The organism is Jiangella rhizosphaerae, assembly GCF_003579925.1.
In the GTDB taxonomy this organism is placed as follows: domain Bacteria; phylum Actinomycetota; class Actinomycetes; order Jiangellales; family Jiangellaceae; genus Jiangella; species Jiangella rhizosphaerae.
The window spans coordinates 55,077-78,597 of record NZ_QUAL01000188.1; the positions used below are offsets into that span (position 1 = coordinate 55,077).

Genomic DNA, 23,521 nt, shown 5'->3' on the forward strand with positions numbered 1-23,521 from the left:
CGAGCGAAAGGAACCCGCCATGACCGACGGCACCGACCCGGGCGCGCGACACGGCGTCCACTCCGAGGTGGGCCGGCTGCGCAAGGTGCTGGTCTGCCGCCCCGGCCTCGCGCACCGCCGGCTGACCCCCACCAACTCCGACGACCTGCTGTTCGACGACGTCATGTGGGTGGAGGCGGCCCAGCGCGACCACCAGGACTTCGTCGACCAGCTGCGCGGCCGCGGCGTGGAGGTCGTCGAGCTGCACGACCTGCTGGCGGAGACCATGGGCGACCCCGAGGCACGGTCGTGGCTGCTGGACCGCAAGGTGACGGCCGACGAGGTCGGGCTGGGCTTCGTCGACAGCACCCGCGCGTTCCTGGAGTCGTTGGACCCGTACGCGCTGGCCGAGTTCCTGATCGGCGGGCTGGCGACGAGCGACCTGCCGGACGGCCACGGCTCCGGCTACGGGGCGCTGGCGCGGGAGTCCGTCGGCGCCCGCGACTACCTCATGCCGCCGCTGCCGAACACGCTCTACACCCGCGACACGACCTGCTGGCTGTACGGCGGCCTCACCATGAACCCGCTGTTCTGGCCGGCCCGGCACGACGAGACGCTGCTCTACAAGGCGATCTACACGTTCCATCCCGCCTACGCCGGCTCCACCGTGTGGTGGGGCGACCCGGAGCGCGGCTGGGGCCGGGCGACGTTCGAGGGCGGCGACATCATGCCGATCGGCAACGGCACCGTGCTCATGGGCATGAGCGAGCGCACCTCCCGGCACGCGATCACCCAGGTCGCGGCAGCGCTCTTCGCGCAAGGTGCCGCCGAGCAGGTGATCGTCGCCGGCATGCCGAAGCTGCGCGCCGCGATGCACCTGGACACCGTGTTCACGTTCGCCGACCGCGACGTCGTGACCGTCTTCCCGCGCATCGTCGACGCGCTGCACGTGTTCACGCTGCGCCCGGACGACCGGCCGCCGGGCATCGACGTCACCGACGAAGGCGACGCGCGGCTGGTCGACGTCGTCGCCCGGGCACTCGGCCTCGACGGGCTCCGGGTCGTCGAGACCGGCGGCGACGTCTACGCGTCCGAGCGGCAGCAGTGGGACAGCGGCAACAACGCCGTCGCCGTCGAACCCGGCGTGGTGTTCACCTACGACCGCAACACGCAGACCAACGACCTGCTGCGCAAGGCCGGCATCGAGGTGCTCACGATCGTCGGCGCCGAACTCGGCCGCGGCCGCGGCGGCGGCCACTGCATGACCTGCCCGCTGATCCGCGATCCGGTCGCCTTCTGACCGGCCCAGGCGCGCTCGGCATACTGGGTCCCGGCGGCGGCCGCCGCGAGGGCACCTCGGGACAGGAGCATGCACTGATGGCTGGAACGGCACAGATCGGCGTCACCGGGCTCGCGGTCATGGGCCGCAACCTCGCCCGCAACTTCGCCCGGAACGGCTACACCGTCGCGCTGCACAACCGCACCGCGAGCCGCACGCGCGACCTCGTCGAGCAGTTCGGGCACGAGGGCACGTTCGTCCCGGCCGAGACCGCCGAGGAGTTCGTCGCCGCTCTGGAGCGGCCGCGCCGGCTGGTCGTCATGGTCAAGGCGGGTGCCGCCACCGACGCCGTCATCGACGAGTTCGCGCCGCTGCTCGAGCCCGGCGACATGATCATCGACGGCGGCAACGCGCACTTCGCCGACACCCGGCGGCGCGAGGCGGCGCTGCGCGAGCGCGGCCTGCACTTCGTCGGCACCGGCATCTCCGGCGGCGAGGAGGGCGCCCTGAACGGCCCGAGCATCATGCCCGGCGGCTCCGAGGAGGCCTACGAGTCGCTCGGTCCGATGCTGGAGACCATCTCGGCCAAGGCCGCCGACGGGACGCCGTGCTGCACGCACATCGGTGCCGACGGCGCCGGGCACTTCGTCAAGATGGTGCACAACGGCATCGAGTACGCCGACATGCAGCTCATCGCCGAGGCGTACGACCTGCTCCGGCACGGCGCCGGCTACGAGCCCGCGCGCATCGCCGAGGTGTTCCGCGGCTGGAACGCCGGCCGGCTCGACTCCTACCTCATCGAGATCACCGCCGAGGTGCTGGCGCACGTCGACGCCGCCACCGGGCAGCCGCTGGTCGACGTCATCCTCGACCAGGCCGAGCAGAAGGGCACCGGCCGGTGGACGGTGCAGATCGCGCTCGACCTCGGCGTGCCGGTGAGCGGCATCGCCGAGGCGGTGTTCGCGCGGTCGCTGTCCGGCCACGCCGACCTCCGCGCCGTCGGCCGCGGGCTGGCCGGGCCGACGCCGGTCGCGCTGCCCGCCGACGAGGCCGAGCGGTTCGCCTCGCAGGTCGAGGAGGCGCTGTACGCGTCGAAGGTCGTCTCGTACACGCAGGGCTTCCACCAGCTGCAGGCGGCCGGCGCGGAGTACGGCTGGACGCTGGACCTCGGCGCCATCGCCGGCATCTGGCGGGGCGGCTGCATCATCCGGGCGGCGTTCCTCGACCGCATCACCGCGGCGTACGCGAAGGACGCCGCGCTGCCCAGCCTGCTGGCCGACGAGCAGTTCGCGGGCGAGCTGGGCGCCGCGCAGGACGCGTGGCGGACGGTGGTGGCGACGGCGGCCCGGCTCGGCATCCCGGTGCCCGGCTTCGCGACGGCGCTGTCGTACTACGACGCGCTGCGCGCACCGCGGCTGCCGGCCGCCCTGACCCAGGGCCAGCGCGACTTCTTCGGCGCCCACACCTACCACCGCGTCGACCGCGACGGCGTCTTCCACACCACGTGGTCGGAGGACCGTTCGGAGGAGCAGCAGAGCTAGCCGGTACCGAGGACCTCGGTGAGGGCGGCGATGCTGCCCTCACCGTGACCGGCGGCGGCCGCCTTCCGCACCAGGTCGTGCAGCGGCCGCAGCCAGGCGTCATCGAGGCCCGCCTCGCGGGCGAACTCGAGGTCCCAGTCCGCGCCGGCGAGGAACAGGTTCACCGACGACGCCCCCGCGCCGTAGTCGCGAGCGTCCATCCCGGCCGCGAACGCCGGCAGCACCTCGCCGATCATGCGCAGCCAGCGGACGGAGTAGGGGACCAGGTCGCCGGCGAAGTAGAGCAGCGAGTCCGGCCGGCCGACACCGTCGGGAACGTCCTTGACCGCGCCGTCGAGGAACCGGATCTCGTGCTCGGCCCGCCCAGGCGGCGAACTCGCGTGCGCCGGCGGGCGTCCCGCTGTTCAGCGTGACCAGCGTGCGACCGGCGAGCGTTGCCGTCACCGTCCCGAGGACGCGCCGCGTGTCGTCGTAGCCGGTCAGACAAGTGACGACGAGCGGGCTCGCCGTCACGACCTCGTCGACGGTGCCGGCCTGCCGGGCACCCGCGGCCACCAGCGGCGCCGCCTTCGACGAGGTGCGGTTCCACACCGTGGTCGGGTGCCCGGCGGCGAGGAACGCGCGGGCGAAGGGCGCTGCCCATCGACCCGTGGCCGAGCACGGTGACCGCGGAGGATTCGGAGTGCGTCATGTCCACGACGCATGCTGATCCTGCAGCTGCGCGAACTGCAGGCGGCCGGGCTGCAGCACCGCGAGGTGCACCAGCAGGTCCCGCCCAAGGTGGAATACTCACTCACCGAGTTCGGCCGGTCGCTCAACGATGCGCTCGCGCCGCTGGGGGAGTGGGGCGAGCAGCACATGGACCGCATCGAGGCGATTCCGTGGGAAACGGCCGGACAGCGATGAGTTCGGCGCCGGCGCGGCGTTCCACTGCTGTCGAAGGGAGAACTCCATGGCCGACACCGAGCTCACCAGGCTCACCCTGACGCGGCTGACGCAGCTGCTGGCGACGGGGGCGACGAGCCCGTCGGAGCTGCTCGAGGCCCATCTCGCCCGCATCGATGCGGTGAACCCGGCCCTGACGGCGGTGGTGTCGCTCGACGCCGACGGCGCTCGGGCCCGAGCTCACGCGGGGGAGCCGTGGCCGGGGCCGCTGCACGGCGTGCCGCTGACGCTGAAGGACGCGATCGACGTCGCCGGGCTGCGCACGACCATCGGCACGGCCGAGCTGGACCACGTCGCCGGCTCCGACAGCACCGTCGCCGCCCGGCTCCGCGCGGCGGGCGCGAACCTCGTCGGGCACACGAACGTCGCGGCCTGGCTGGCCGATCACCAGAGCGCCAACCCGGTGTTCGGCCGCACGGCGAACCCGTGGGATCCGGGTCTCACCTCGGGCGGCTCGAGCGGCGGCGCCGCGGCCGCCGTCGCCGCCGGGCTGACACCGGGGGACATCGGCTCCGATCTGGTCGGCTCGCTGCGCCTGCCGGCGGCCTTCTGCGGCGTGTACGCGCTGAAGCCGACCGAGCACCGGGTGCCGCTGACCGGGTTCTTCTCCGTACCGGGCGGGGGACCGCGGCCGGTGCGGATCATCGGCTGCCTGGGGCCGATCGCGCGCGACCTCGACGACCTCGAGCTGCTGTTGTCGCTGGTCGCGGGTCCGGACGCCGACGACGGCGACGTTCCGCCGGTGCCGCTGGGGCCGTCGCCCGCCGGGCGTGCCGTGGCGCCGTCGGCGCTACGCCTGGCCGTCGCGCCGTCCGTTCCCGGTGCGCCGGTGGCGTCCGCCGTCCGCGACCGGGTGCGGCAGGTCGCCGACGCCGTCGCCGATGCCGGGGGAGAGGTCGAGGAGGCGCTGCCGGACCTGTCGTGGGAGGAGCAGTTCTCGCTGTTCGGGGAGCTGGTCATGACGCTGACCTCGGTGTTCGCGCCGGGCGACGGGCCGGCGCCGACGCTGGCGTGGTACCTGGAAGCGCTGTCGCGGCGCGACCGGCTGGTCGCGGCGTGGTCGCGGTTCTTCGAACGGTACGACGCGCTGCTGATGCCGGCCGCGGCGACGCTCCCGTACCCGCACTGCCCGCCGGGCTCGCCGCTGACCGTCGACGGCACCGAGGTGCCCTACCACGAGCAGGGCTCCGTCTTCGCCCCGACGAACCTCACCGGGCTGCCGGGCCTGGCGATGCCCGCCGGTCAGTCCGTCGACGGGCTGCCGATCGGGGTGCAGCTGGTGGGGCCGCGGTGGTCCGAGCCGGCGCTGCTCGCGATCGGGCGAGGGCTGGAACGAGCGGGCGTGCTGCCGGGCTTCCGGTGGCCGCCGCTCGGCTAGTTCCCGGCAATGCAGGTGCTCCGCTACGCTGGGGCTGACTCTCGGGGGCGGAGGACGGCGCATGCCAGGCGGATGGGCGGACGGCGGACGCGCCGGCCACGCTGAACGGCTTCGACCTCACCTACGTCGACGCCGGCCGGTCGCACCGGGTGTCCATGGAGTGGGACATCAGGCTCGTGCCGGACGTGCGCATGTGCCCGGGCTGGGATCCGTCCTGATGCCGTCCAGGTGGAGACGATGGCTTCCGGTCACCTCGGTCGGGATCGCCGCGGCATTCTGTGCCGCCGGCGTCGCGGGCGGCGGTCCCATGTCGTCCGCCGCCGTCGGAGGCGCGGCGGTCTGTGCGCCGTCGCCGGACGGCGGTGCGGTGATGGCGGGTTACCCGCTGCCCAACGACGGGCCGGCCCCGGTCACCATCACGCACGTGGCGCTCGCCGATCCGGCCGGGCTGAGCCTGGGGGAGAGCTACGTCGTACCCGTCGCGCCCCGAACCCGGTATGCGGGTCGGGTCGGCGCCTGGCGTCGACATCGTCTACACCGACGCCGGCCGGTCGCACCGGGTCACGGTGCGCATCGAGGTCACGGTCCGCTTCGGCGCCACAACCTGCTGGGCGGACTGACAGGCGCCGCGCCACCGAGGGGAGTGCCTCGAAGCACCCCTTCTGGCGGTCCCATCTCGCTTACTTGACATAATGTGCATTATCGGCGTTATGCGAATCGAGCGATTCGGCTGCGCCGTGGGCGATTCCGGCGTCCAGTTCGTCCAAGGTCTTCGGCGTGCCGTCGTAGCGCAGCCGCCCCTCGAGATCCTTGACGCTGCGAGGCTTCGGGCTCGGCACGGGCGACTTCGCGGACATACGTCAACACCTCCGCACGCCACGGTAAGGAGGTGTTGACGGCCCGGCAAGCGGACTCAGGCGTCGGTGGCGACCTTCCAGAGGTGACCGTCCGGGTCGCTGAAGGTCCCGGAGTAGCCGCCCCACGCGGCCGCCTCCGCCGGCTTGAGCACCGTGGCCCCGGCGGCCTCGGCGGCCTGGATGACGGCGTCGACCTCATCGCGGGTCTCGGTGATGTAGTGCAGCGAGAAGCCGCGGAAGCCCGAACCCTCGGCGGGCACTCCGGCGTCGTTGGCGACGGCGGCCCAGTGGTACAGCGCCAGCCCGGACCCGTCGCCGAGGCCCAGCCGGACGAAACCCGGGTGGTCCTGCTCGATCTGCGCGCCCATGCCCTCGGCGTAGAACTTCTTGGCTCGGTCGACGTCCTGGACACCGAGCATGACCACGCTCACCTGCAACGACATGATGTTCTCCTTGCCTTCCAGTGGGTACGTGACGACGCTACGGCGACCGCGGCGCCGCTGCTTCTCGATTCCTGACCGATCGCGCCGTTCAGCCGCCCACGTACTCCGCGAGGTGCTGGCCGGTCAGCGTGGACCGCGCGGCGACGAGGTCGGCCGGCGTGCCCTCGAAGACGATGCGACCGCCGTCGTGGCCGGCGCCGGGACCGAGGTCGATGATCCAGTCGGCGTGCGCCATGACCGCCTGGTGGTGCTCGATGACGATGACCGACTTGCCGGAGTCGACCAGCCGGTCCAGCAGGCCCAGCAGCTGTTCGACGTCGGCCAGGTGCAGGCCGCTGGTGGGCTCGTCGAGGACGTACACGTCGCCCTTCTTCTCGGCCATCTGGGCGGCCAGCTTGAGCCGCTGCCGCTCCCCGCCGGACAGCGTGGTCAGCGGCTGGCCCAGCTTGACATAACCGAGGCCGACGTCGTCCAGCCGGGACAGGATCGTCGCCGCGGCCGGTGTCTTGGCGTCACCGGACGAGAAGTAGGCGCGCGCCTCGGCGACCGGCAGGTCGAGCACCTCGGCGATGTTCAGCTCGCCCAGCCGGTACTCCAGCACCGCGGCCTGGAACCGCTTGCCGCCGCAGTCGTCGCAGGGCGTGGCGACGGTGTCCATGAAGCCGAGCTCGGTGTAGATGACGCCGGCGCCGTTGCAGGCCGGGCAGGCGCCCTCGGAGTTCGCGCTGAACAGCGCCGGCTTCACGCCGTTGGCCTTCGCGAACGCCTTGCGGATCGGGTCGAGCAGCCCGGTGTACGTGGCGGGGTTGCTGCGCCGCGACCCCTTGATCGCGCTCTGGTCGACGGCGACGACGTCGTCGCGCACGGACACCGAGCCGTGGATCAGCGAGCTCTTCCCCGAGCCTGCGACGCCGGTGACGACCACCAGCACGCCGAGCGGGATGTCGACGTCGACGTCCTGCAGGTTGTGCGCCGACGCCCCGCGGACCTCCAGGACGCCCGACGGCGTGCGGACCGACGGCTTCAGCGCGGCGCGGTCGTCGAGGTGCCGCCCCGTGACGGTGTCGCTGGCGCGCAGGCCGTCGACCGTCCCCTCGAACACCACTTCCCCACCGCCGGAGCCCGCGCCGGGCCCGAGGTCGACGACGTGGTCGGCGATCGCGATCGCCTCCGGCTTGTGCTCGACGACGAGCACCGTGTTGCCCTTGTCGCGCAGCCGCAGCAGCAGGTCGTTCATGCGCTGGATGTCGTGCGGGTGCAGCCCGACGGTCGGCTCGTCGAACACGTACGTGACGTCGGTCAGCGACGACCCGAGGTGCCGCAGCATCTTGATCCGCTGCGCCTCGCCGCCGGACAGCGTGCCGGACGGACGTTCGAGGCTCAGGTAGCCCAGTCCGAGCTCGACGAACGAGTCGAGGTTGGCGCCCAGCGCCGCCAGCAGCGGCGCCACCGACGGCTCGTCGAGGCCGCGGATCCACTCGGCGAGGTCGGTGATCTGCATCGCGCACGCCTCGGCGATGTTGATGCCCTTGATCCGCGACGACAGCGCCGCCTCGTTGAGCCGGGTGCCGCCGCAGTCGGGACACGCGGTGAACGTGGCGACGCGCTCGACGAACGCGCGGATGTGCGGCTGCAGGGAGTCGACGTCCTTGGACAGGAACGACTTCTGGATCCGCGGGATGAGCCCCTCGTAGGTGAGGTTCATGTTCTCGAACTTGATCTTCGTGGGCTTCTTGTAGAGAAGGTCGTCGAGTTCCTTCTCGGTGTACTTGCGGATCGGCTTGTCCGGGTCGAAGAACCCCGACGCCGCGAAGATGCGCACGTTCCAGCCGTCGGCGTTGTAGCCGGGGATCGTGAACGGCCCCTCGCTGAGCGACTTGCTGTCGTCGTAGAGCTGGGTCAGGTCGATGTCGGAGACGCTGCCGCGGCCCTCGCACCGGGCGCACATGCCGCCGTGGTAGATCGCGTCGCGGACGATGGTCTTCTCCCCCGTCGCCGACGTCATGACGCCGCTGGCCTTGCGCGCGGGCACGTTGAACGAGAACGCCGGCGGCGGCCCGATCTGCGGCTCCCCCAGCCGGCTGAACAGGATGCGCAGCATCGCGTTGGCGTCGGTGACGGTGCCGACGGTCGAGCGAGGGTTCGCGCCCAGCCGCTCCTGGTCGACGATGATCGCCGTCGTGAGGCCCTCCAGGAGGTCGACGTCGGGCCGCGACAACGACGGCATGAACCCCTGCACGAACGCGCTGTAGGTCTCGTTGATCATCCGCTGCGACTCGGCCGCGATCGTCTCGAAGACCAGCGAGCTCTTGCCCGAGCCGGAGACGCCGGTGAACACCGTCAGCCGGCGCTTCGGGATCTCGACGCTGACGTCCTTGAGGTTGTTCTCGCGCGCACCCTGCACGCGGATGAGGTCGTGGCTGTCGGCGACGTGCGAGGCGGATGCCTGCGGATCGGTGCTCATGGTCATGCTCTTCCTGTCTCATCGCTGACGACGGCCGCCGGCGTGCGGCCTCGGCGGACCTCGGACGAGGCTACCGTTCGTCGAGCACTTCGCCGTCGACCGCGTCGTGGTCGGTCGTCAGGGCCAGCGTCGCCCCGACCAGCGGGAAGTTCGTCGCCGCCTCCGCCGCGCGGCCCATGGCGTCGGCGGACTCCCAGCGCCAGATGTCCAGGTACGTGCCGTCCTCCTGACGGATCAGGGTGGCGGTGGTGAACGCCGGGTTGGCCGACCGGATGCCCTGGATCAGAGCCGTGCGCTGCTCGAGCAGCTGCGCCAGCTTGCCGGTTTCCACGGTGTAGCGGTGCGTGCGTACGACGGTCATGGTGATCGTGTCCTTTCGTCGTGTTCGGTGCTTCACAGCCTTCCGCCGGCGGGACGCGCGAACAATGGCCAGACGCGCAACGCCGCTTGCGTCTGGCGTTAACGATGCGACGATGAGGCCGTGGAGCTGCGTGACATCGAGATCTTCCTGACGCTGGCCGACGAGCTGCACTTCGGTCGCACGGCCGAGCGGCTGCACATCTCGCCGCCTCGGGTCAGCCAGTCGATCGCCAAGCAGGAGCGGCGCATCGGCGCGCCCCTGTTCGAACGGACCAGCCGGAAGGTGGTGCTGACCCCGCTCGGCGAGCAGTTGCGGGCCGACCTCGAGGCCGGCTACCGGCGCATCCTGGACGGTGTCGAGGCCGCCCGCGACTCCGCGCGCGGCGGGCAGGGCACGCTCACGTTCGGCGTCCTGGGGCCGATGTGGCAGGAGATCTCCCCCGTCACCGCGCTGTTCCGGAGCCGGCACCCCGAGGTCGAGCTGCGCATGCGTGATGTCCCGATCCACGATCCGTTCCGGCTCCTCCGCGAGCGACAGGTCGACGTCGCGCTGTTGTGGCTGCCCGTCGAGGAGACCGATCTCGCCGTCGGACCGGTGCTGTTCACCGAGCCGATCGTGCTCGCCGTCGGTCGCACGCACCCGCTCGCCGGCCGGTCGTCGGTGTCACTGGCGGAGCTGTCCGCGCACACGGTCCTGCCGTCGGGCCTGCCCATTCCGGAGTACTGGGAGTCGGCGGTGTGCCCGGTCCCCGTCACCGGCTCCGGCCGCACGACCACGCCACCCACCCGTGAGGAGGTGCTGTGGTCCGTCAGCGGCGGCGACGGCGTCGCCTTCGCCTGCGCGCAGGGCATCAAGTACCTCGAACGCGCCGACGTGGTCTACGTCCCGATCGACGAACGTCCGACGATGCGCTGGGGCCTGGTCCGTCGGGCGGGCCGGGTCGACCCGCTGGTCGGCGAGTTCTCGCAGGTCGCGGCCGAGCTCGGCCCGCTCGAGCTGGCCGTCACGCTGGCACCCGGCGCGCCGCGCCCGCTCCGGTCGGTCGGCTGAGGGTCACCGCAGTTCGCTGATGCGGATGAGGTTCCCGGCGGGGTCGCGGACCGCGCAGTCGCGGACGCCCCACCCCTGCTCCACGGGTTCCTGGACGATCTCCGCGCCGCGGGCCCGCAGGCGGTCGAAGACACCGTCGAGGTCAGGGGTCGACAGCAGGATTCCCGCGTAGCTGCCCTTCGCCATCATCTCCGCGATGGTGCGGCGCTCGGCCTCGGTGACGCCCGGATCGGCGGCCGGCGGCTCCAGGACGAGCGATGTGCCCGGCTGGCCGACGGGGCCGACGGTGATCCAGCGCATGCCCTCGTACCCGACGTCGTCGCGGACCTCGAAGCCGAGGACGTCGCGGTAGAACGCCAGCGCGGCGTCCGGGTCGTCGTGCGGCAGGAAGCTCGCCTGGATCGAGAGGTCCATGACGGGCACGCTAGCCATGGCCGCCGGGCCGGCGCTTCTCGATTCCTGACCGGTCCGGTCACTCGTCGCGGGACGCCAGCCGCCGGGCGAGGTCGTCGAGGATGGCCGTCGTCGTGGTCGCGCCGAAGCGCGTGGCGCCCAGGTCGTGCAGCGTCAGCAGCGCGTCGAGCGTGCGCACGCCGCCGGCCGCCTTGACACCGACCCGCGGCGACACGCTGCGCCGCATGAGCGCGATGTCCTCGGCCGTCGCGCCGCCGGCGGCGAACCCGGTGCTGGTCTTGACGTACGCGGCGCCGGCCCGCTCGCTCGCCGCGCACCCGGCCACCTTCTGCTCGTCCGAGAGGTACGCGTTCTCCAGGATCACCTTCACCGGCCGGCCGTCCGCGGCCGCGACGACGGCCGCGATCTGCTCCTCGACGTACCCGGCGTCGCCGTCGCGCAGCCGCCCGATGTCGACGACCATGTCGATCTCCCCCGCCCCGAGCGCCACTAACTCGGCCGTCTCGCGCACCTTCGTCGTCGTGGTGGCGCCGCCGTGCGGGAAGCCGACGACGGTGCCGACGACGACCCCGCTCCCCCGCAGCTCCGCCACGGCCGGGGCGACGTCGGCCGGGCGCACGCACACCGACGCCGTCGCGTACTCGCTGGCCGTCGCGAGCCCGGCCAGCACCTCGGCGCGCGTCAGTTCCGGGCGCAGCAGCGAGTGGTCGATCATCGCCGCGACCTCGCGGACGGACGGCAGCGGGCCGGCGTAGGGCGGGACGTCGATCGAGGTGACGGACACGGCGGACTCCTTCTCGCGTGGATCGGTCTAGACAGCCTAGACTGATGCCGTGCCGACTTCGCAACCCCTGTACGAGCGCATCGAGAAGCGCCTGCGCGCCCGGGCCGACGCCGCCGCCGACGGCGACCCGTTCCCGTCCGAGCAGCGGCTCGCTCGCGAGTTCGGCGTGGCGCGCATGACGGTGCGCCAGGCGCTGGCCCGCCTGGAACGCGACGGCCGGCTCGAACGCGTCCCCGGCCGCGGCACGTTCGTGCGCGCGCCCGCGGCGGTGCGTCCGGTCGGCACCCTGCTGAGCTTCCACGACCAGATGGTCGCGGCCGGGCGCACCCCGCGGTCGCGGCTGGTGGACGCCGGTCTGCGCCCGGCGACGGCGGACGAGGCGGCGGCGCTGTCGCCCGGCGTCCCTGCCGGCGACGTCACCGTCGTCGGTATCACCCGGGTGCGGCTGGCCGACGACGTCCCCGTCGCCGTCGAGCGCGCGGCGTTCCCGGCGACGCTCGGCGCCCTGCTCGACGCCGACCTCGAGTCCGGCTCGCTGCACAGCGCGCTGCGCCGCCTGGGGCTGCGTCCCACGCTCGGCTCGTCGGTCCTGAGTGCCCGGACCGCCGGCGACGACGCCGCCGCCCTGGGCGTCGAGCCGGCCACGCCCATGCTGGTCGAGACGCGGACCATCCTCGATCAGCATGGTACTCCCCTGGAGTACACCGCGAGCTCCTACGTCGCCGAGCGGTACGCCCTGAAGGTCGACTTCACCGTCGCGACCTGAGCGCGATCGGCCCCTAACACCGGCGCCGCCGCGCCGAAACGCGTCCGCAATGTCCCGATGGTGAGGTTTCACCGTTTATGAAGGTGATCTTCGATCCATCAGAGAGGGACCACATGCCCCACAGCGTGTCGCGGGTCCGGACGGCGGCGGGCGGGCTCGCCGCCGTCGCGCTGGGCACGTCCATCCTGCTGCCGGCCACGCCCACCGGCGCCGTCACGGGCGTTCCGGCCGGCAACGGCGCGACGTGGCAGATCCACGACGCCGCCCCACCGGGGCTGGACACCGGCAGCATCCGCGCGGTGAGCAACGCGCCGGCCGAGGGCTTCGGCAACATCGTCGTGCGCGTGTCGGTGCCCGACGGCGGCGACGAGCCGCGGCTCAACGGCGAGATGATGCGCGGCTTCGGCCTCACCTTCGACGGCGTCGACACGTTCGAGCCGACTCGCGCCGTCCCGCTGGGCGACGTGCGCATCACCCGCGAGGTGACGGTGGACGCCGCCGGCGGCTACGCGCGGTTCTTCGACACCTTCACCAACACCGGCCGCCGGCCGGTCACCGTCGAGGTCTCCTTCGGCGGCTCGCTGGGCTACGGCGCCGGGCAGAACCAGGGGCTGATCCGCCGGACGTCCAGCGGCGACGCCGTCGTCGACCGGCAGGACGCGTGGACGCTGGCCGCCACGCCGAACCCCGCGCAGCGCCCGGTCGGCGTCGTCCTCGGCACACCCGGCGCGACCGGCACGCTGGACCGCACCGGCAACCAGCAGCGCGACCCCTTCGGCACCCCGATGGCCACCACCGGGCACGAGGCGAACTTCCAGGGCTACGTCAGCACGTTCACGGTGCGGCCGCGCGAGACCCGGTCGCTGGCCCGGTTCGTGACGGCGGGCACGACCGGCGCCGGGGCTCAGGCGGCCGCCGCGGAGCAGCTGGCCGCGCTGGCCGCGCGGCCCGACCTCAGCGGCCTGACCACGCTGGAGCGCTGCACGCTGCTGAACTGGGACCGGACGGCGCTCGGCGTGACGCGCTGCCCGTCGGCGCCGGTCCTCGCGACTCCGCCGGCCGGGCCGCAGGCGCCCGCCTACACGACGTCGCCGTACGACGTCGTGAACAAGAGCATCGACGAGCTGCTGCGCGACCTCGAGGCGGGTGCGACGACGTCGCAGGAGATCACCCGGGCGTACCTGGACCGCATCGCGGTCTACGACGGCGGGCCGCTCGGCTACCACGCCTTCATCCACGTCGCCGAGGACGCCATGCAGCAGGCCCGCGCGGCCGACCGCGCCCGGGCGCGCGGTGCCACCGGCGAGTTGCTGGGCATCCCGATCGCCATCAAGGACCTCTACGACACCAAGGACATGCCGACCACCGGCGGCACGCTGGCGCTGGAGGGCTGGCAGCCCGAGACCGACGCCTACCAGGTCGAACGGCTGCGGGAGGCGGGCGCGGTCATCATCGGCAAGGCGAACCTGAGCGAGTTCGCCAACTCCGGGGGCTACAGCGAGAGCGGCTGGGGCCAGGTGTGGAACGCGCTCTATCCGTCGAAGACGTCCTTCGGCTCCAGCGGCGGGTCGGCGGTCGCCGTCGCGGCCGACCTCGCGGCCGGCGCCCTGGGCAGCCAGACCGGCGTCTCGCTGTACGCGCCGTCGACCGGCAACAGCCTGACGACGTTCCGCGGCACGGACGGCATGGCGAGCCTGCGCGGCATCATGCCGCTGACCTGGGCACAGGACTACGGCGGCCCGATCGCGCGCACCGTCACCGACCTCGCGCACCTGCTCAACGCGACCACCGGGACCGATCCGCTGGATCCGCTGACGGCCGAGGCGGACGCGCACCGGCCGGCCGACTGGACGGCGCACCTGGACGCCGGCGCGCTGCAGGGCATGCGGATCGGCTACCTGCCGTCGTCGTTCGTCTCCTCGTACGCCGACGACGGCACCGGCGCGGCCGTCATGGCGCACTTCGCCGACCTGGAGGCCGCCGGCGCGACGATGGTCGAGCTGACCCCGCCGCCCGGCGGAGGACCGTCCCCGGCGGGCAGCCGCAGCGAGGAGGGCTGGGCCCGCTACATCGAGCTGCACGACGACTTCCCGTATCCCGACGGCGACGCGCTGCTCGCCTCGCCGCTGGTCCTGCCCTACAACCAGCGGGCGTTGCGCGACACGCCGCGGATGACGCCGGAGCAGGTCGACGCGTGGCTGGCCTATCGGGCGAACTACAAGCGGGTCATCGCCGGCTGGATGGACGCCGCCGGCGTCGACGCTGTCGTGTATCCCGGCTTCCTCAGCGACATGTACAACAACGACGCGTCCGGCAACCAGCTGACCGCCGACCGCGCCACCGGTGTGCTGACCTCGAACGTCGGGCTGCCGACCGTGGTGGTGCCGGTGGGCACCAACCCCCACGGCTACTCGATCTCGATGCAGCTGGTCGGCCGGGCCTGGGACGACGGGGCCATCCTCGGCATGGGCTACGCGCTGGAGCAGCGGGCGCGGGGCCGGCAGCTGCCCGACGACGCGCCGCCGCTGGAGTACCGGCCGAACGCCCGCCCACATGCCGTTCCGGAGATCTCCCCGCTCGTTCCGGGGAGATCCTCGGCGCCGGCTGCGGCGCGGCTGTTCGGGCCGTCTACCGCCGGTGCGACCGCCCGGGAGAACGACGGATGATGTCATCGATGACATCGGTCGCATGGCATCGATGACACGCGGTAGGGTCATCCCGGTCTGAAGGCATATGTGGGGAGTTCTCCGGTACACCCGGGGAGCTCCCCACATCGACGAGACGGGTGGCGATGCGGGCGGACGGACGGCGCAACCGAGAGGCGCTAGTGGCAGCGGCGGCGAAGGTGTTCGCCGAGGCCGGCCCGGACGCCCCGCTCGACGACGTCGCCCGGCGAGCCGGGGTCGGCAACGCGACGCTCTACCGCCACTTCCCCACCCGCCGCGCCCTGCTGGCCGCCGTCTATGCCGACGAGCTGGCCGGGCTGCGAGACTACGCCGAGCTGCTGCGCGAGCAGGAGGAGCCGGCCGACGCGCTGCACGCCTGGCTGCGGGCGCTGACCACCCAGCTGGCGCATATCCGCGACCTCGCGTCGACCGCCGACGGCGACTGGTACGCGTCCGTGCAGGCGACGGCGTCGGGCCTGCTCACGGCGGCGCAGCGGGCGGGAGCCGTCCGCCCGGACGTCGCCGCTGCCGACCTGCTGGCCCTGGTCCGAGGCGTCGCGCTGACGGCCGGCACGCCGGACCAACAGGCCCGGCTGCTGGAGCTCGTGCGGCACGCGGTCGGCGTCGGCCCGTGATCCCATGATCATCAACCCTTTGCGTCGTGATGGCAGCACACAAGGTTGATGATCATGGGAACAGGCCCATGGCCGCGGGCGCAGGCGCGACCTAGGCTGGACAGCGATGACCACCGAGCACCGCACCGAGGACCCCGACGAGGCCGCCCGGCGGCTGGCGGCGGTGTCGCTCGCGGCCGACGACCCGACCGGCTGGTTCGAGCGCCTCTACGCCGCCGCGGCCGATGGTGCCGCCGTCGTGCCGTGGGACCGCGGCGCGCCGCATCCACTCCTCGTCGAGTGGGCCGCGCGGCGCGAAATCGGCGGCAGGGTCCTGGTGGTCGGCTTCGGGACGGGGTTCGACGCGGAGTTCCTGGCCGCCGGGGGCGCGGCGACCACCGCCTTCGACATCTCCCCCAGCGCCGTCGCCGCCGCTCGCCAGCGGTTCCCCGGCTCGTCCGTCGACTACCGCACCGCCGACCTGCTGGCCCCGCCGCCGCAGTGGCGGCACGCGTTCGACCTGGTCGTCGAGTCCATGACGGTGCAGTCGATGCCGCCGGCGCTCCACCCGCCGGCGACGGCGTCGGTGGCCGGCTTCGTCGCGCCCGGCGGGACCCTGCTGGTCATCGCGGCCGCGGCATCCGAGGACGACACCGGCAGCATCGGCGACGCTGGAGCCGGGCCGCCGTGGCCGCTCAGCCGCGCCGAGGTCGACGCGTTCGCCCAGGACGGCCTCGTCGCCGTCTCCGTCGAGAGCCTGGCGTCGGTGCCGCCGTGGCGCCGCTGGCGCGCGGAGTTCCGCCGCGAGCAGGCCGGGGCGACGCCGTGACCACCGACCTCGGCCTGTTCGGCCCCGACAGCGTGAGCTGGCGCGTCCACCGCGAGCCGGTGCTGTGGCTGGCCGGGCTGCGCGCGCTCTACCTGCAGGCGCTGCACCCGCGGGCGGTCGCCGGCGTGGTGCAGAACTCCGACTTCCGGCGCGACTGCTGGCCGCGGCTCATGCGCACCGCCGAGTACGTCGGCATCGTCGTCTACGGCACCACCGAGCAGGCCGAGAAGGCCGGCCGGCGAGTGCGCCGCATCCACGACCGCCTCCGCGCGCACGACCCCGCCACCGGCGAGGAGTTCCGCGTCGACGACCCCCACCTGCTCCGCTGGGTGCACGTCACCGAGGTCGAGTCGTTCGTGTCGACGGCACGGCGCGCGCGCATCGGGCTCACCGACGCCGACGTCGACCGCTACTACGCCGAACAGACCCGCGCGGCCGCGCTCGTCGGCCTCGATCCTGACACCGTCCCGGCCAGTGCCGCGGAGGTCGGCGAGTTCTACCGGTCGATCCGGCCGGAGCTGCGGCTCACCGCCGAGGCGCGCGACGTCGCCCGGTTCCTGACCGTGCCGCCCATGCCGACGAAGGTGGTCGCCGTCGGGCGGCCCGCCTGGCTGGGCCTGGCGACGACGGCGTTCGCGCTGCTCCCCCGCTGGGCGCGGCGGCTCTACCGGCTGCCTGGCCTGCCGACGACGGACGTCGCCGCATCGCTCGCCATCACGGGGCTGCGCAGCGTCATCAACGCGCTGCCGGTCCGCGACGGCCCGATCTACCGCGAGGCGATGCGGCGCGCGGAGCAGGCGCGCGGCGAGGTCGCCGCGTGATCGTGCACCGCAACGGCCGCGACGCGACGACCGCCGACCTCGCGCCCCTCGCCTTCGCCGGCTACGCCCACTTCACCGCGATGCAGGTCCGCGACCGCCGGGTGCGCGGCCTCGACCTGCACCTCGACCGCCTGCGGGTGGCCTCGGAGGAGCTGTTCGGCCGCTCGCTGCCCGACGATCGGGTGCGCGCGTACCTGCGGACGGCGCTCGCGGCCGGCCCGGCGGACGTCTCGCTGACCGCCACGGTGTACGACGGCGTCGACGGCCGGCCGCTGGACCTGCTCGTCCGCACCGGGCCACCGGCCTCGCCGCCGGCCGGTCCGCTGGCGCTCGCGGTCGTGCCGTACGAGCGTTACCTGCCCGCCGTCAAGCACGTCGGCGAGGTGGCGAAGACGCACGCGCAGCGGGTGGCCGCCCGCGACGGCTTCGACGACGCCGCGTTCGTCGACCGCCGGGGCCGCCTCAGCGAGGCGTCGATCTGGAACCTGGCCTTCTGGGACGGCGCGGCGGTCGTGTGGCCGGTGGCCGACGTGCTCGGCGGCGTCACCATGGGCATCCTGCGCCGGCAGCTGGCCGCCCGCGGCGTGCCGCAGCGCGACGCCGAGGTGCGGCTCGCCGACCTGCCCGCGCTCGCCGGCGCCGTCGTCGTGAACTCATGGACGCCGGGCATCGCGGTGCACCGCATCGGCGACGTGCCGGTACCGGCCGCACCGGAGTTCATCGCGTTCCTGCACGACGCCTACGGGGCCGAGCCGCTCGTCGCGCCCTGACCGTCGTCGTCGCCGTCGTCGTCTCCGTCGGCCGAGCGGATCGTGACGGCGACCTCGGCCTGGGCGCCCGTGCCGGACTGGTCGGCGGTGCGCAGCGATCTCTCGCCGGCGGGGCGGGTCAGGACCGGGCGAACGACGGCGTCTCGCCGGCCTCCGCACGGCGTAGCCAGTCCGCCGTCATGCCGGCCCACATCGGCCGCAGCCGCCCCGCCGCCGCTTGCTCCACCGACGAGCGAATGGCGGCGACACCCTCGGACCGGTGGCCGGCCACCAGCAGCGCCTGCCCGAGGGCCAGCGACGCCGTCGCGAGCAGTCGCCGATCGCCCAGCTCCTGCCGGAGAGCGAGCGAGTGTCGCAGGTGCCCGACCGCGACGTCCGGGCGGCCGGTGACCACGAGGTGGAAGAAGCCGACGTGCCGGTGCGCCTCGGACCGCGTGAGCAGGTCGGCGTGCTGGTCGGCCTCGGTGAGCGCCTCGAAGAAGTACGGCTCCGCGGCGTCCCAGTCGCGGCGCAGCACCTGGTGCACCAGCCCGAGGCCGAACAACGACTCCGCGACGCCGGCCCGGTCGCCCAAGGCGCGCCGGAAGGCCAGGGCGCGGCGGAACTGCTCCTTCTCCGCCTCGACGACGGCCGGGTCCAGTGCGTCCAGGCCGGCGTCGATGGCCCGGTAGTGCAGCGCCATCCCCTGCCAGTGCAGCATCGCGGCGTTGGCCCGACGGTCGTCGTCCGCCCGCGCCCTCGTCAGCGCCTCGTCGAGCACGGCGTCGGCCGCGTCGAAGTCGCCGGTGACGAACGCCGCCTCCAGCACCGGATCGGCGCCCGCCGGGAGCGCCGCCGCGAGACCGCTCACCGGGCCGCCTCGAGCACGGCCATCGCCGCCGCCCGGCCGGGAATGCCGCTGACGCCGCCGCCGCGACGGGCGCCGGCGCCGCACAGCAGCACCCGCGGGTGCGGCGTCTCGACACCCCAGCCGCCGACCTCGTCGGGTGACTCGGCGAACGGCCAGGACAGGTCGCGGTGGAAGATGTGCCCGCCTGGCAGGCCGACCGTCGCCTCGAGGTCGACCGGGGTGCGCGCGTCGAGGCAGGGCCGGCCGTCGGCGTCGACGGCGAGACAGTCCTCGATCGGCTCGGCCAGGACGGAGTTCAACGACGCCAAGGTCGCCTTCACCGCCGCGTCCCGGGTCGCCGCGTTGTCCGCGCGGAACAGCCGGGCCGGCAGGTGCAGCCCGAACAGCGTGATGGTGTGCGCACCCGACTCCCGCAGCGACGGCCCGAGGATGGTCGGGTCGGTGAGCGAGTGGCAGTAGATCTCGCACGGCGGGACGTCCGGCACCGACCCGGCCGCGGCCTGCGCGTACGCCGTCTCCAGCTGGCTGAGCGACTCGTTGACGTGGAAGGTCCCGCTGAACGCGGCCGCCGGGTCGACGTCGGAGCGCAGCCGCGGCAGACGGGTCAGCAGCAGGTTGATCTTCAGCTGCGCACCCTCGGGCGCGTCCTCCCCCGGCGACGAGCCGAGCAGGCGGTCCAGCGTCGACGGCGCACAGCCGGCCAGCACGTGCCCCGCGCCGACCGACCGCTCGGCGCCGTCGCCGCCGGTGAACGCCACCTCGCCGGTCGCCGGGTCGATCGCCGTGACCGTCGCCCGGGTGACGATGACGGCGCCCGCGGCCACCGCAGCGTCGCGCAGCGCGCCGCTGACCGCGCCCATGCCGCCGACCGGGACGTCCCAGTCGCCGGTCCCGTTGCCGATGACGTGGTACAGGAAGCACCGGTTCTGCCGCAGCGACGGCTCGTCGACGGCGGCGAACGTGCCGATCAGCGCGTCGGTCAGGACGACGCCGCGCACGACGTCGTCCGCGAAGGCCGACCGCACCACCCACCCCACCGGCCGCTCGAACAGCGCGGTCCACGCCTCGTCCGACCCGACGACGTCGCGCATGGCCGCGCGCGAGAGCAGCGGCTGCGTCAGCGTCGGCGCCACCCGCCGGGCGACCTCGCCGGTCATCGCATAGAACCGCTCCCAGGCGTCGTGGTCGGCGGCCGCGCCCAGCGACGCGAACGACGCGCGGGTGGCCTCGCGCGACCCGGTGTCGACCAGCAGCCCGCCGCCGCCCACCGGGGTGTACGACGAGTACCGGCGCCGCCGCAGCGTGATCGGCAGCCGCAGCTCGTCGACGATCTGCCGCGGCAGCAGCGACACCAGGTACGAGTACCGCGACAGCCGGGCGTCGACGCCGGGGAAGGGCCGCTCCGAGACGGCCGCTCCCCCGACGTGGTCCAGCCGCTCCAGCACCAGGACGCTGCGCCCGGCGCGAGCGAGGTAGGCGGCGGCGGTGAGGCCGTTGTGCCCGCCGCCGACCACGACGGCGTCGTACCGGGCCCGCAGCGCGGAGAGATCGTCAGCCATGCCGGCCATCCTCACGCCTCCCCCGCCGCCGGTGCCACCCGGGACCGCCGTGAGCCACAACATCAGCCGGCGGGGGTCAGTTCGCGCTCGGACCCGGCGCCCACCGCCGGCCGTGACCGGCGCAGCCACCGCGGCGCCCACCAGTTCGCGTCACCGAGCAGCGCCATCAGCGACGGCAGCACGACCGCCCGGATGACGACCGCGTCGATCAGCACCGCGACCGCCAGGCCGACGCCCATCTGCTTCATCTCCAGCACCCGCATCGCCGCGAACAGCCCGAACACGGCCACCATGACGAGCGCCGCGCTGGTGACGGTGCCGGCCGAGGTGGTGATGCCGGTGCGGACGGCGTGGCGGATCGGCAGCCCGCGGCCGGCCGCCTCGCGGATGCGGCTGACGACGAAGACGTGGTAGTCCATCGACAGACCGAACAGGATCACGAACAGGAACAGCGGGATCCACACGACGACCGTCCCGGTCGAGGTGAAGTCCAGCAGCCCCTCGGCCCACGAGTACTGGAACACCAGCGCCAGCACACCGAACGCGGCCACCGTCGACAGCAGGTTCACGAACACCGTGGTGAGGCCGACGACGACGGAGCGGAAGGTCACCGTCATCATCACGAACGCCAGCACCAGCACGAACCCGATGATCCACGGCAGCTTCGCGGCCAGGTTGTCGTTGTAGTCGACCCCTCCGGCGACGTCGCCCGTCACCGCTGTCGTCGTGCCCGGCAGCGCGCCCGTCGTCGCCGGGATCAGCTCGTCGCGCAGCACCTCCAGCGAGTGCTCGGCCTCCTCCGAGTCCGGCCCGAACGGCACGCCTACGCGCAGCGAGCTGAACCGCCCGTCGTCGGACTGCACGATGACGGGCTCCTGGTCGTGCGCGAAGTTCTCGTCGGCTCCAGTGCGGGCGGCCAGGTCCTCCAGTGCGGCGCGGACCTCGCCCGCCTCGTCCGCCGGAGCCTCGACGACGACCTCGTGCGCGGCGCCGGTGCTCGGGAACGCCTCGACGAGGCGGTCGTAGGTCTGCATGACCGGCAGGCTGCGCGGGAACGCGGCCTCGTCGGGGTTGGCCAGCTTCAGGTTCAGCGCGGGAGCGGCCAGCGCGAGCAGCGCCAGCACCGACACGACCAGCGTGGCGACGGGGTGGCGCAGGGCGGGACGCAGCACCGCCGGCCAGAACCGGGGCGGACGCTGCTGGTTCGTCAGCCGCCACAGCACCGGGACGCGCGGGCGGTCGATGCGGTGACCGAGCGTGGCCAGCAGCGCCGGCAGCACCGTCAGCGAGCCGATGACGGCGATCGCCACGACGAGGATCGCGCCGGTGGCCATCGAGGCGAAGTTGACGTCCGCGGCCAGGTAGAGCCCGGCCATCGACACCGCGACGGCCAGCCCGGACACGACGACGGAGTGCCCGGACGTCGCGGCCGCGATCTCCACGGCCTGCAGCGTGTCCCGTCCGCGGGCCCGCTCCTCGCGCTCGCGGCGCAGGTAGAACAGCGAGTAGTCGACGCCGACCGCCATCCCGATGAGCAGCACCAGGTGGGTGACGGTGCCGCCGTCGGGCACCGCGTACGAGGCCAGCGCGTAGAGCCCGATCGCCGAGCCGACCGACGAGATCGCCAGCAGCACCGGCACTCCGGCGGCCAGGATCGCGCCGAACGCGACCAGCAGGACGAGCAGCGTGATCGGGAGGCTGAGGACGGCGATGGTGCCGAGGTCCTCCTCGAGCAGGGCGAAGAACCCCTTCATCACCGACGCCTCGCCGGCCTGCTCGACCCGCAGGTCCGGGTACTGCTCCTGCACGCCGGCGGTGACGTCGAGCAGTGCCTGGACGTCCTCCTCGGCCTGTTCCTCGTCGCCGGTCATGGTGACCGGGACGGTGACGGCGGCGCCGTCGGGCGAGGTGACCGGGGTGCCGACGGCCTCGACCTCGGGCAGCGCGGCCATCGCCTCGGCGACGTCGGCGGCGGCCTCGTCCGCGTCACCGCCGGCCGGGGTGATGAGGACGTTCTCGGTGATCGGCGCCTCCAGGCCGCCCTCGTCGAGCATGCGGTCGGCCCGGCCGGACTCGCCGATGCCGAGGTCGAGCTGGCCGGCCTGCTGGATGCCGGCGACGCTCATGGCCGCCAGGCACAGCACCACGAACGCGAACCAGCCGCCGATGGCACGGCCGGGGTGGGTCGCGCTCCAGCGCGCGATCCGTACGGTCACGGGTGGACGGGAGTAGCGGGAGCTGGTGTGCGACACCGGGCGGCCCTCCGGGCAGGTGATCAACAGGTCGCTCACCATGCTTCTCGCGGGCGGGCCGCACCACACTGGTGCCAGGCACCGGCCCGGGGTGGGGCTATCCCCCGGTTTCCCGGCCGACGGCGACAACCTGGCGGCCGCGGGCTCCGTCTAGGAGGTGACAGGGTGAGGCCGCGACGAAGGGCAGACGGTGTGAGCGGACGGCAAGCGCGAGCCGACGAGTTCGTGGCCTACGTCGACGCCCGGCGGCCGTACCTGCGCCGCGTCGCCTACCTCGTGTGCGGTGACTGGCACGCCGCCGAGGACCTGGTGCAGACCGCGTTGATCAAGCTGTACGCGGCCTGGCCACGGATCCACACCGACGGCGCCGAGGACGCCTACGTCCGCCGGATCATCGTCCGGGCGCACCTGGACGAGACGCGGCGGCCGTGGCGCCGCGAGCGCCTCGGACTCGACGGAGTCGACGCCGCCGCGCCCGAGGCGCTCTCGCTGGAGGACAGCGACGCGCTCGTCACCGCGCTCAAGGGGCTGCCCGAGCGGCAACGCGCCACCGTGGTGCTGCGCTACTGGTGCGGGCTGTCCGTGGAGGAGACCGCCGACGACCTCGGCTGCACCACCGGCACGGTGAAGAGCCAGACCGCGCGGGCGATGGCCGGCCTGCGCACCGCCCTGTCGACCGACGACGTGACGACGACCGAGAGGCGATCGAGATGAACGAGGACGAGCAGCTGCGCGAGCGGTTCCGCGGGCTGGGATTCGCCGGCGAGCCGCCGATGACCTCCACCGCGGTGGACGACCTCGCGCGGGGACGGCGCCACCTGCGCCGCCGGCGTGCCGCGGCCTTGGGCGGCGGCGCGCTGGGCGTGGCCGCGGCCGGGGTGGGCGTGGCCCTGCTGCTG

At 73.5% G+C, this 23,521-nt stretch carries 21 protein-coding genes and 3 pseudogenes; 14 read left to right on the top strand and 10 right to left on the bottom strand.

Annotated features, from left to right (window positions below; translation table 11 throughout):
* The first annotated feature begins 19 nt into the window (after window positions 1-19).
* Both DY240_RS21195 and gndA read left to right on the top strand, forming a co-directional pair.
* The gene (locus DY240_RS21195) at window positions 20-1,279 is read left to right on the top strand and encodes an arginine deiminase (protein WP_119661828.1); all 1,260 of its coding nucleotides are present in this window, start codon (window positions 20-22) and stop codon (window positions 1,277-1,279) included.
* 77 nt (window positions 1,280-1,356) lie between these two features.
* The gene (gene gndA, locus DY240_RS21200; RefSeq protein WP_119661829.1) at window positions 1,357-2,799 is read left to right on the top strand and encodes an NADP-dependent phosphogluconate dehydrogenase; all 1,443 of its coding nucleotides are present in this window, start codon (window positions 1,357-1,359) and stop codon (window positions 2,797-2,799) included.
* Here gndA and DY240_RS34170 read toward each other — a convergent pair.
* A pseudogene (locus DY240_RS34170) lies at window positions 2,796-3,490 on the bottom strand (NAD(P)-dependent oxidoreductase). The gene gndA and the pseudogene DY240_RS34170 sit on opposite strands and share 4 nt — an antisense overlap.
* An 8-nt stretch (window positions 3,491-3,498) precedes the next feature.
* On the opposite strand from DY240_RS34170, the pseudogene DY240_RS21210 reads away from it, so the two are divergent.
* The 3 genes and pseudogenes from DY240_RS21210 to DY240_RS33760 form a co-directional block, all read left to right on the top strand.
* Window positions 3,499-3,705 (top strand): annotated as a pseudogene (locus DY240_RS21210) (winged helix-turn-helix transcriptional regulator); the annotation flags it as partial.
* Window positions 3,706-3,751: 46 nt separating this feature from the next.
* Window positions 3,752-5,122 carry an amidase gene (locus DY240_RS21215; protein ID WP_119661831.1) on the top strand — a complete coding sequence of 457 codons (1,371 nt, stop codon included), beginning with the start codon at window positions 3,752-3,754 and terminating at the stop codon, window positions 5,120-5,122.
* A 497-nt stretch (window positions 5,123-5,619) separates the two neighbouring features.
* Window positions 5,620-5,742: a hypothetical protein gene (locus DY240_RS33760; RefSeq protein WP_267901690.1), complete on the top strand. Its 123-nt coding sequence runs from the start codon at window positions 5,620-5,622 to the stop codon at window positions 5,740-5,742.
* Between the two features lie 60 nt (window positions 5,743-5,802).
* Here the strand turns inward: DY240_RS33760 and DY240_RS32160 are convergent, their stop codons facing one another.
* The 4 genes from DY240_RS32160 to DY240_RS21230 all read right to left on the bottom strand — a co-directional run bounded on the left by DY240_RS32160 (window position 5,803) and on the right by DY240_RS21230 (window position 9,247).
* A complete protein-coding gene (locus tag DY240_RS32160) occupies window positions 5,803-5,979 on the bottom strand; it encodes a hypothetical protein (RefSeq protein WP_158602932.1) in 177 nt (58 codons plus the stop codon).
* Window positions 5,980-6,035: 56 nt separating this feature from the next.
* Entirely contained in the window at window positions 6,036-6,422 is a 387-nt protein-coding gene (locus tag DY240_RS21220; RefSeq protein ID WP_119661832.1) for a VOC family protein, read from the bottom strand.
* An 88-nt stretch (window positions 6,423-6,510) separates the two neighbouring features.
* Complete coding sequence (locus DY240_RS21225; RefSeq protein WP_119661833.1) at window positions 6,511-8,892, bottom strand: ATP-binding cassette domain-containing protein; 2,382 nt, start codon at window positions 8,890-8,892, stop codon at window positions 6,511-6,513.
* A gap of 64 nt (window positions 8,893-8,956) precedes the next feature.
* Window positions 8,957-9,247 (bottom strand): hypothetical protein, encoded by a 291-nt coding sequence (locus tag DY240_RS21230; RefSeq protein WP_119661834.1) that lies wholly within the window; start codon window positions 9,245-9,247, stop codon window positions 8,957-8,959.
* 120 nt (window positions 9,248-9,367) lie between these two features.
* Here DY240_RS21230 and DY240_RS21235 point away from each other — a divergent pair, with 120 nt between their 5' ends.
* Window positions 9,368-10,297 carry a LysR family transcriptional regulator gene (locus tag DY240_RS21235; protein ID WP_119661835.1) on the top strand — a complete coding sequence of 310 codons (930 nt, stop codon included), beginning with the start codon at window positions 9,368-9,370 and terminating at the stop codon, window positions 10,295-10,297.
* 3 nt (window positions 10,298-10,300) lie between these two features.
* Here the strand turns inward: DY240_RS21235 and DY240_RS21240 are convergent, their stop codons facing one another.
* Together DY240_RS21240 and deoC are read right to left on the bottom strand one after the other, a co-directional pair.
* Window positions 10,301-10,711 carry a VOC family protein gene (locus tag DY240_RS21240; protein ID WP_119661851.1) on the bottom strand — a complete coding sequence of 137 codons (411 nt, stop codon included), beginning with the start codon at window positions 10,709-10,711 and terminating at the stop codon, window positions 10,301-10,303.
* 58 nt (window positions 10,712-10,769) lie between these two features.
* On the bottom strand, window positions 10,770-11,495 hold the full coding sequence (deoC, locus tag DY240_RS21245) for a deoxyribose-phosphate aldolase (RefSeq protein WP_199701944.1): 726 nt from the start codon (window positions 11,493-11,495) through the stop codon (window positions 10,770-10,772).
* A 49-nt stretch (window positions 11,496-11,544) separates the two neighbouring features.
* On the opposite strand from deoC, the gene DY240_RS21250 reads away from it, so the two are divergent.
* From DY240_RS21250 to DY240_RS21275, 6 genes are all read left to right on the top strand, one after another.
* On the top strand, window positions 11,545-12,261 hold the full coding sequence (locus tag DY240_RS21250; protein WP_119661836.1) for a GntR family transcriptional regulator: 717 nt from the start codon (window positions 11,545-11,547) through the stop codon (window positions 12,259-12,261).
* A gap of 113 nt (window positions 12,262-12,374) precedes the next feature.
* Entirely contained in the window at window positions 12,375-14,927 is a 2,553-nt protein-coding gene (locus tag DY240_RS21255; RefSeq protein ID WP_119661837.1) for an amidase, read from the top strand.
* 161 nt (window positions 14,928-15,088) lie between these two features.
* Window positions 15,089-15,562 carry a TetR/AcrR family transcriptional regulator gene (locus DY240_RS21260; RefSeq protein ID WP_199701945.1) on the top strand — a complete coding sequence of 158 codons (474 nt, stop codon included), beginning with the start codon at window positions 15,089-15,091 and terminating at the stop codon, window positions 15,560-15,562.
* 106 nt (window positions 15,563-15,668) lie between these two features.
* On the top strand, window positions 15,669-16,370 hold the full coding sequence (locus tag DY240_RS21265) for a class I SAM-dependent methyltransferase (RefSeq protein ID WP_119661838.1): 702 nt from the start codon (window positions 15,669-15,671) through the stop codon (window positions 16,368-16,370).
* Window positions 16,367-17,191, top strand: coding sequence for an oxygenase MpaB family protein (locus DY240_RS21270; protein ID WP_119661854.1), 825 nt, complete (start codon window positions 16,367-16,369; stop codon window positions 17,189-17,191). Before DY240_RS21265 ends, DY240_RS21270 begins: the two co-directional genes overlap by 4 nt.
* Window positions 17,188-17,961, top strand: a complete 774-nt coding sequence (locus tag DY240_RS21275) for an aminotransferase class IV family protein (RefSeq protein WP_119661839.1) — start codon at window positions 17,188-17,190, stop codon at window positions 17,959-17,961. Before DY240_RS21270 ends, DY240_RS21275 begins: the two co-directional genes overlap by 4 nt.
* 118 nt (window positions 17,962-18,079) lie before the next feature.
* On the opposite strand, the gene DY240_RS21285 is transcribed toward DY240_RS21275, so the two are convergent.
* The 3 genes from DY240_RS21285 to DY240_RS21295 form a co-directional block, all read right to left on the bottom strand.
* Window positions 18,080-18,811 carry a tetratricopeptide repeat protein gene (locus DY240_RS21285; protein WP_119661841.1) on the bottom strand — a complete coding sequence of 244 codons (732 nt, stop codon included), beginning with the start codon at window positions 18,809-18,811 and terminating at the stop codon, window positions 18,080-18,082.
* The gene (locus tag DY240_RS21290) at window positions 18,808-20,370 is read right to left on the bottom strand and encodes a phytoene desaturase family protein (protein ID WP_119661855.1); all 1,563 of its coding nucleotides are present in this window, start codon (window positions 20,368-20,370) and stop codon (window positions 18,808-18,810) included. The genes DY240_RS21285 and DY240_RS21290 overlap by 4 nt, the downstream gene beginning before the upstream one ends.
* A gap of 62 nt (window positions 20,371-20,432) precedes the next feature.
* Window positions 20,433-22,586, bottom strand: coding sequence for an MMPL family transporter (locus DY240_RS21295; RefSeq protein WP_199701947.1), 2,154 nt, complete (start codon window positions 22,584-22,586; stop codon window positions 20,433-20,435).
* 228 nt (window positions 22,587-22,814) lie between these two features.
* On the opposite strand from DY240_RS21295, the gene DY240_RS21300 reads away from it, so the two are divergent.
* Window positions 22,815-23,336 carry a SigE family RNA polymerase sigma factor gene (locus DY240_RS21300; protein ID WP_119661843.1) on the top strand — a complete coding sequence of 174 codons (522 nt, stop codon included), beginning with the start codon at window positions 22,815-22,817 and terminating at the stop codon, window positions 23,334-23,336.
* A pseudogene (locus DY240_RS21305) lies at window positions 23,333-23,521 on the top strand (hypothetical protein); the annotation flags it as partial. The gene DY240_RS21300 and the pseudogene DY240_RS21305, both read left to right, overlap by 4 nt.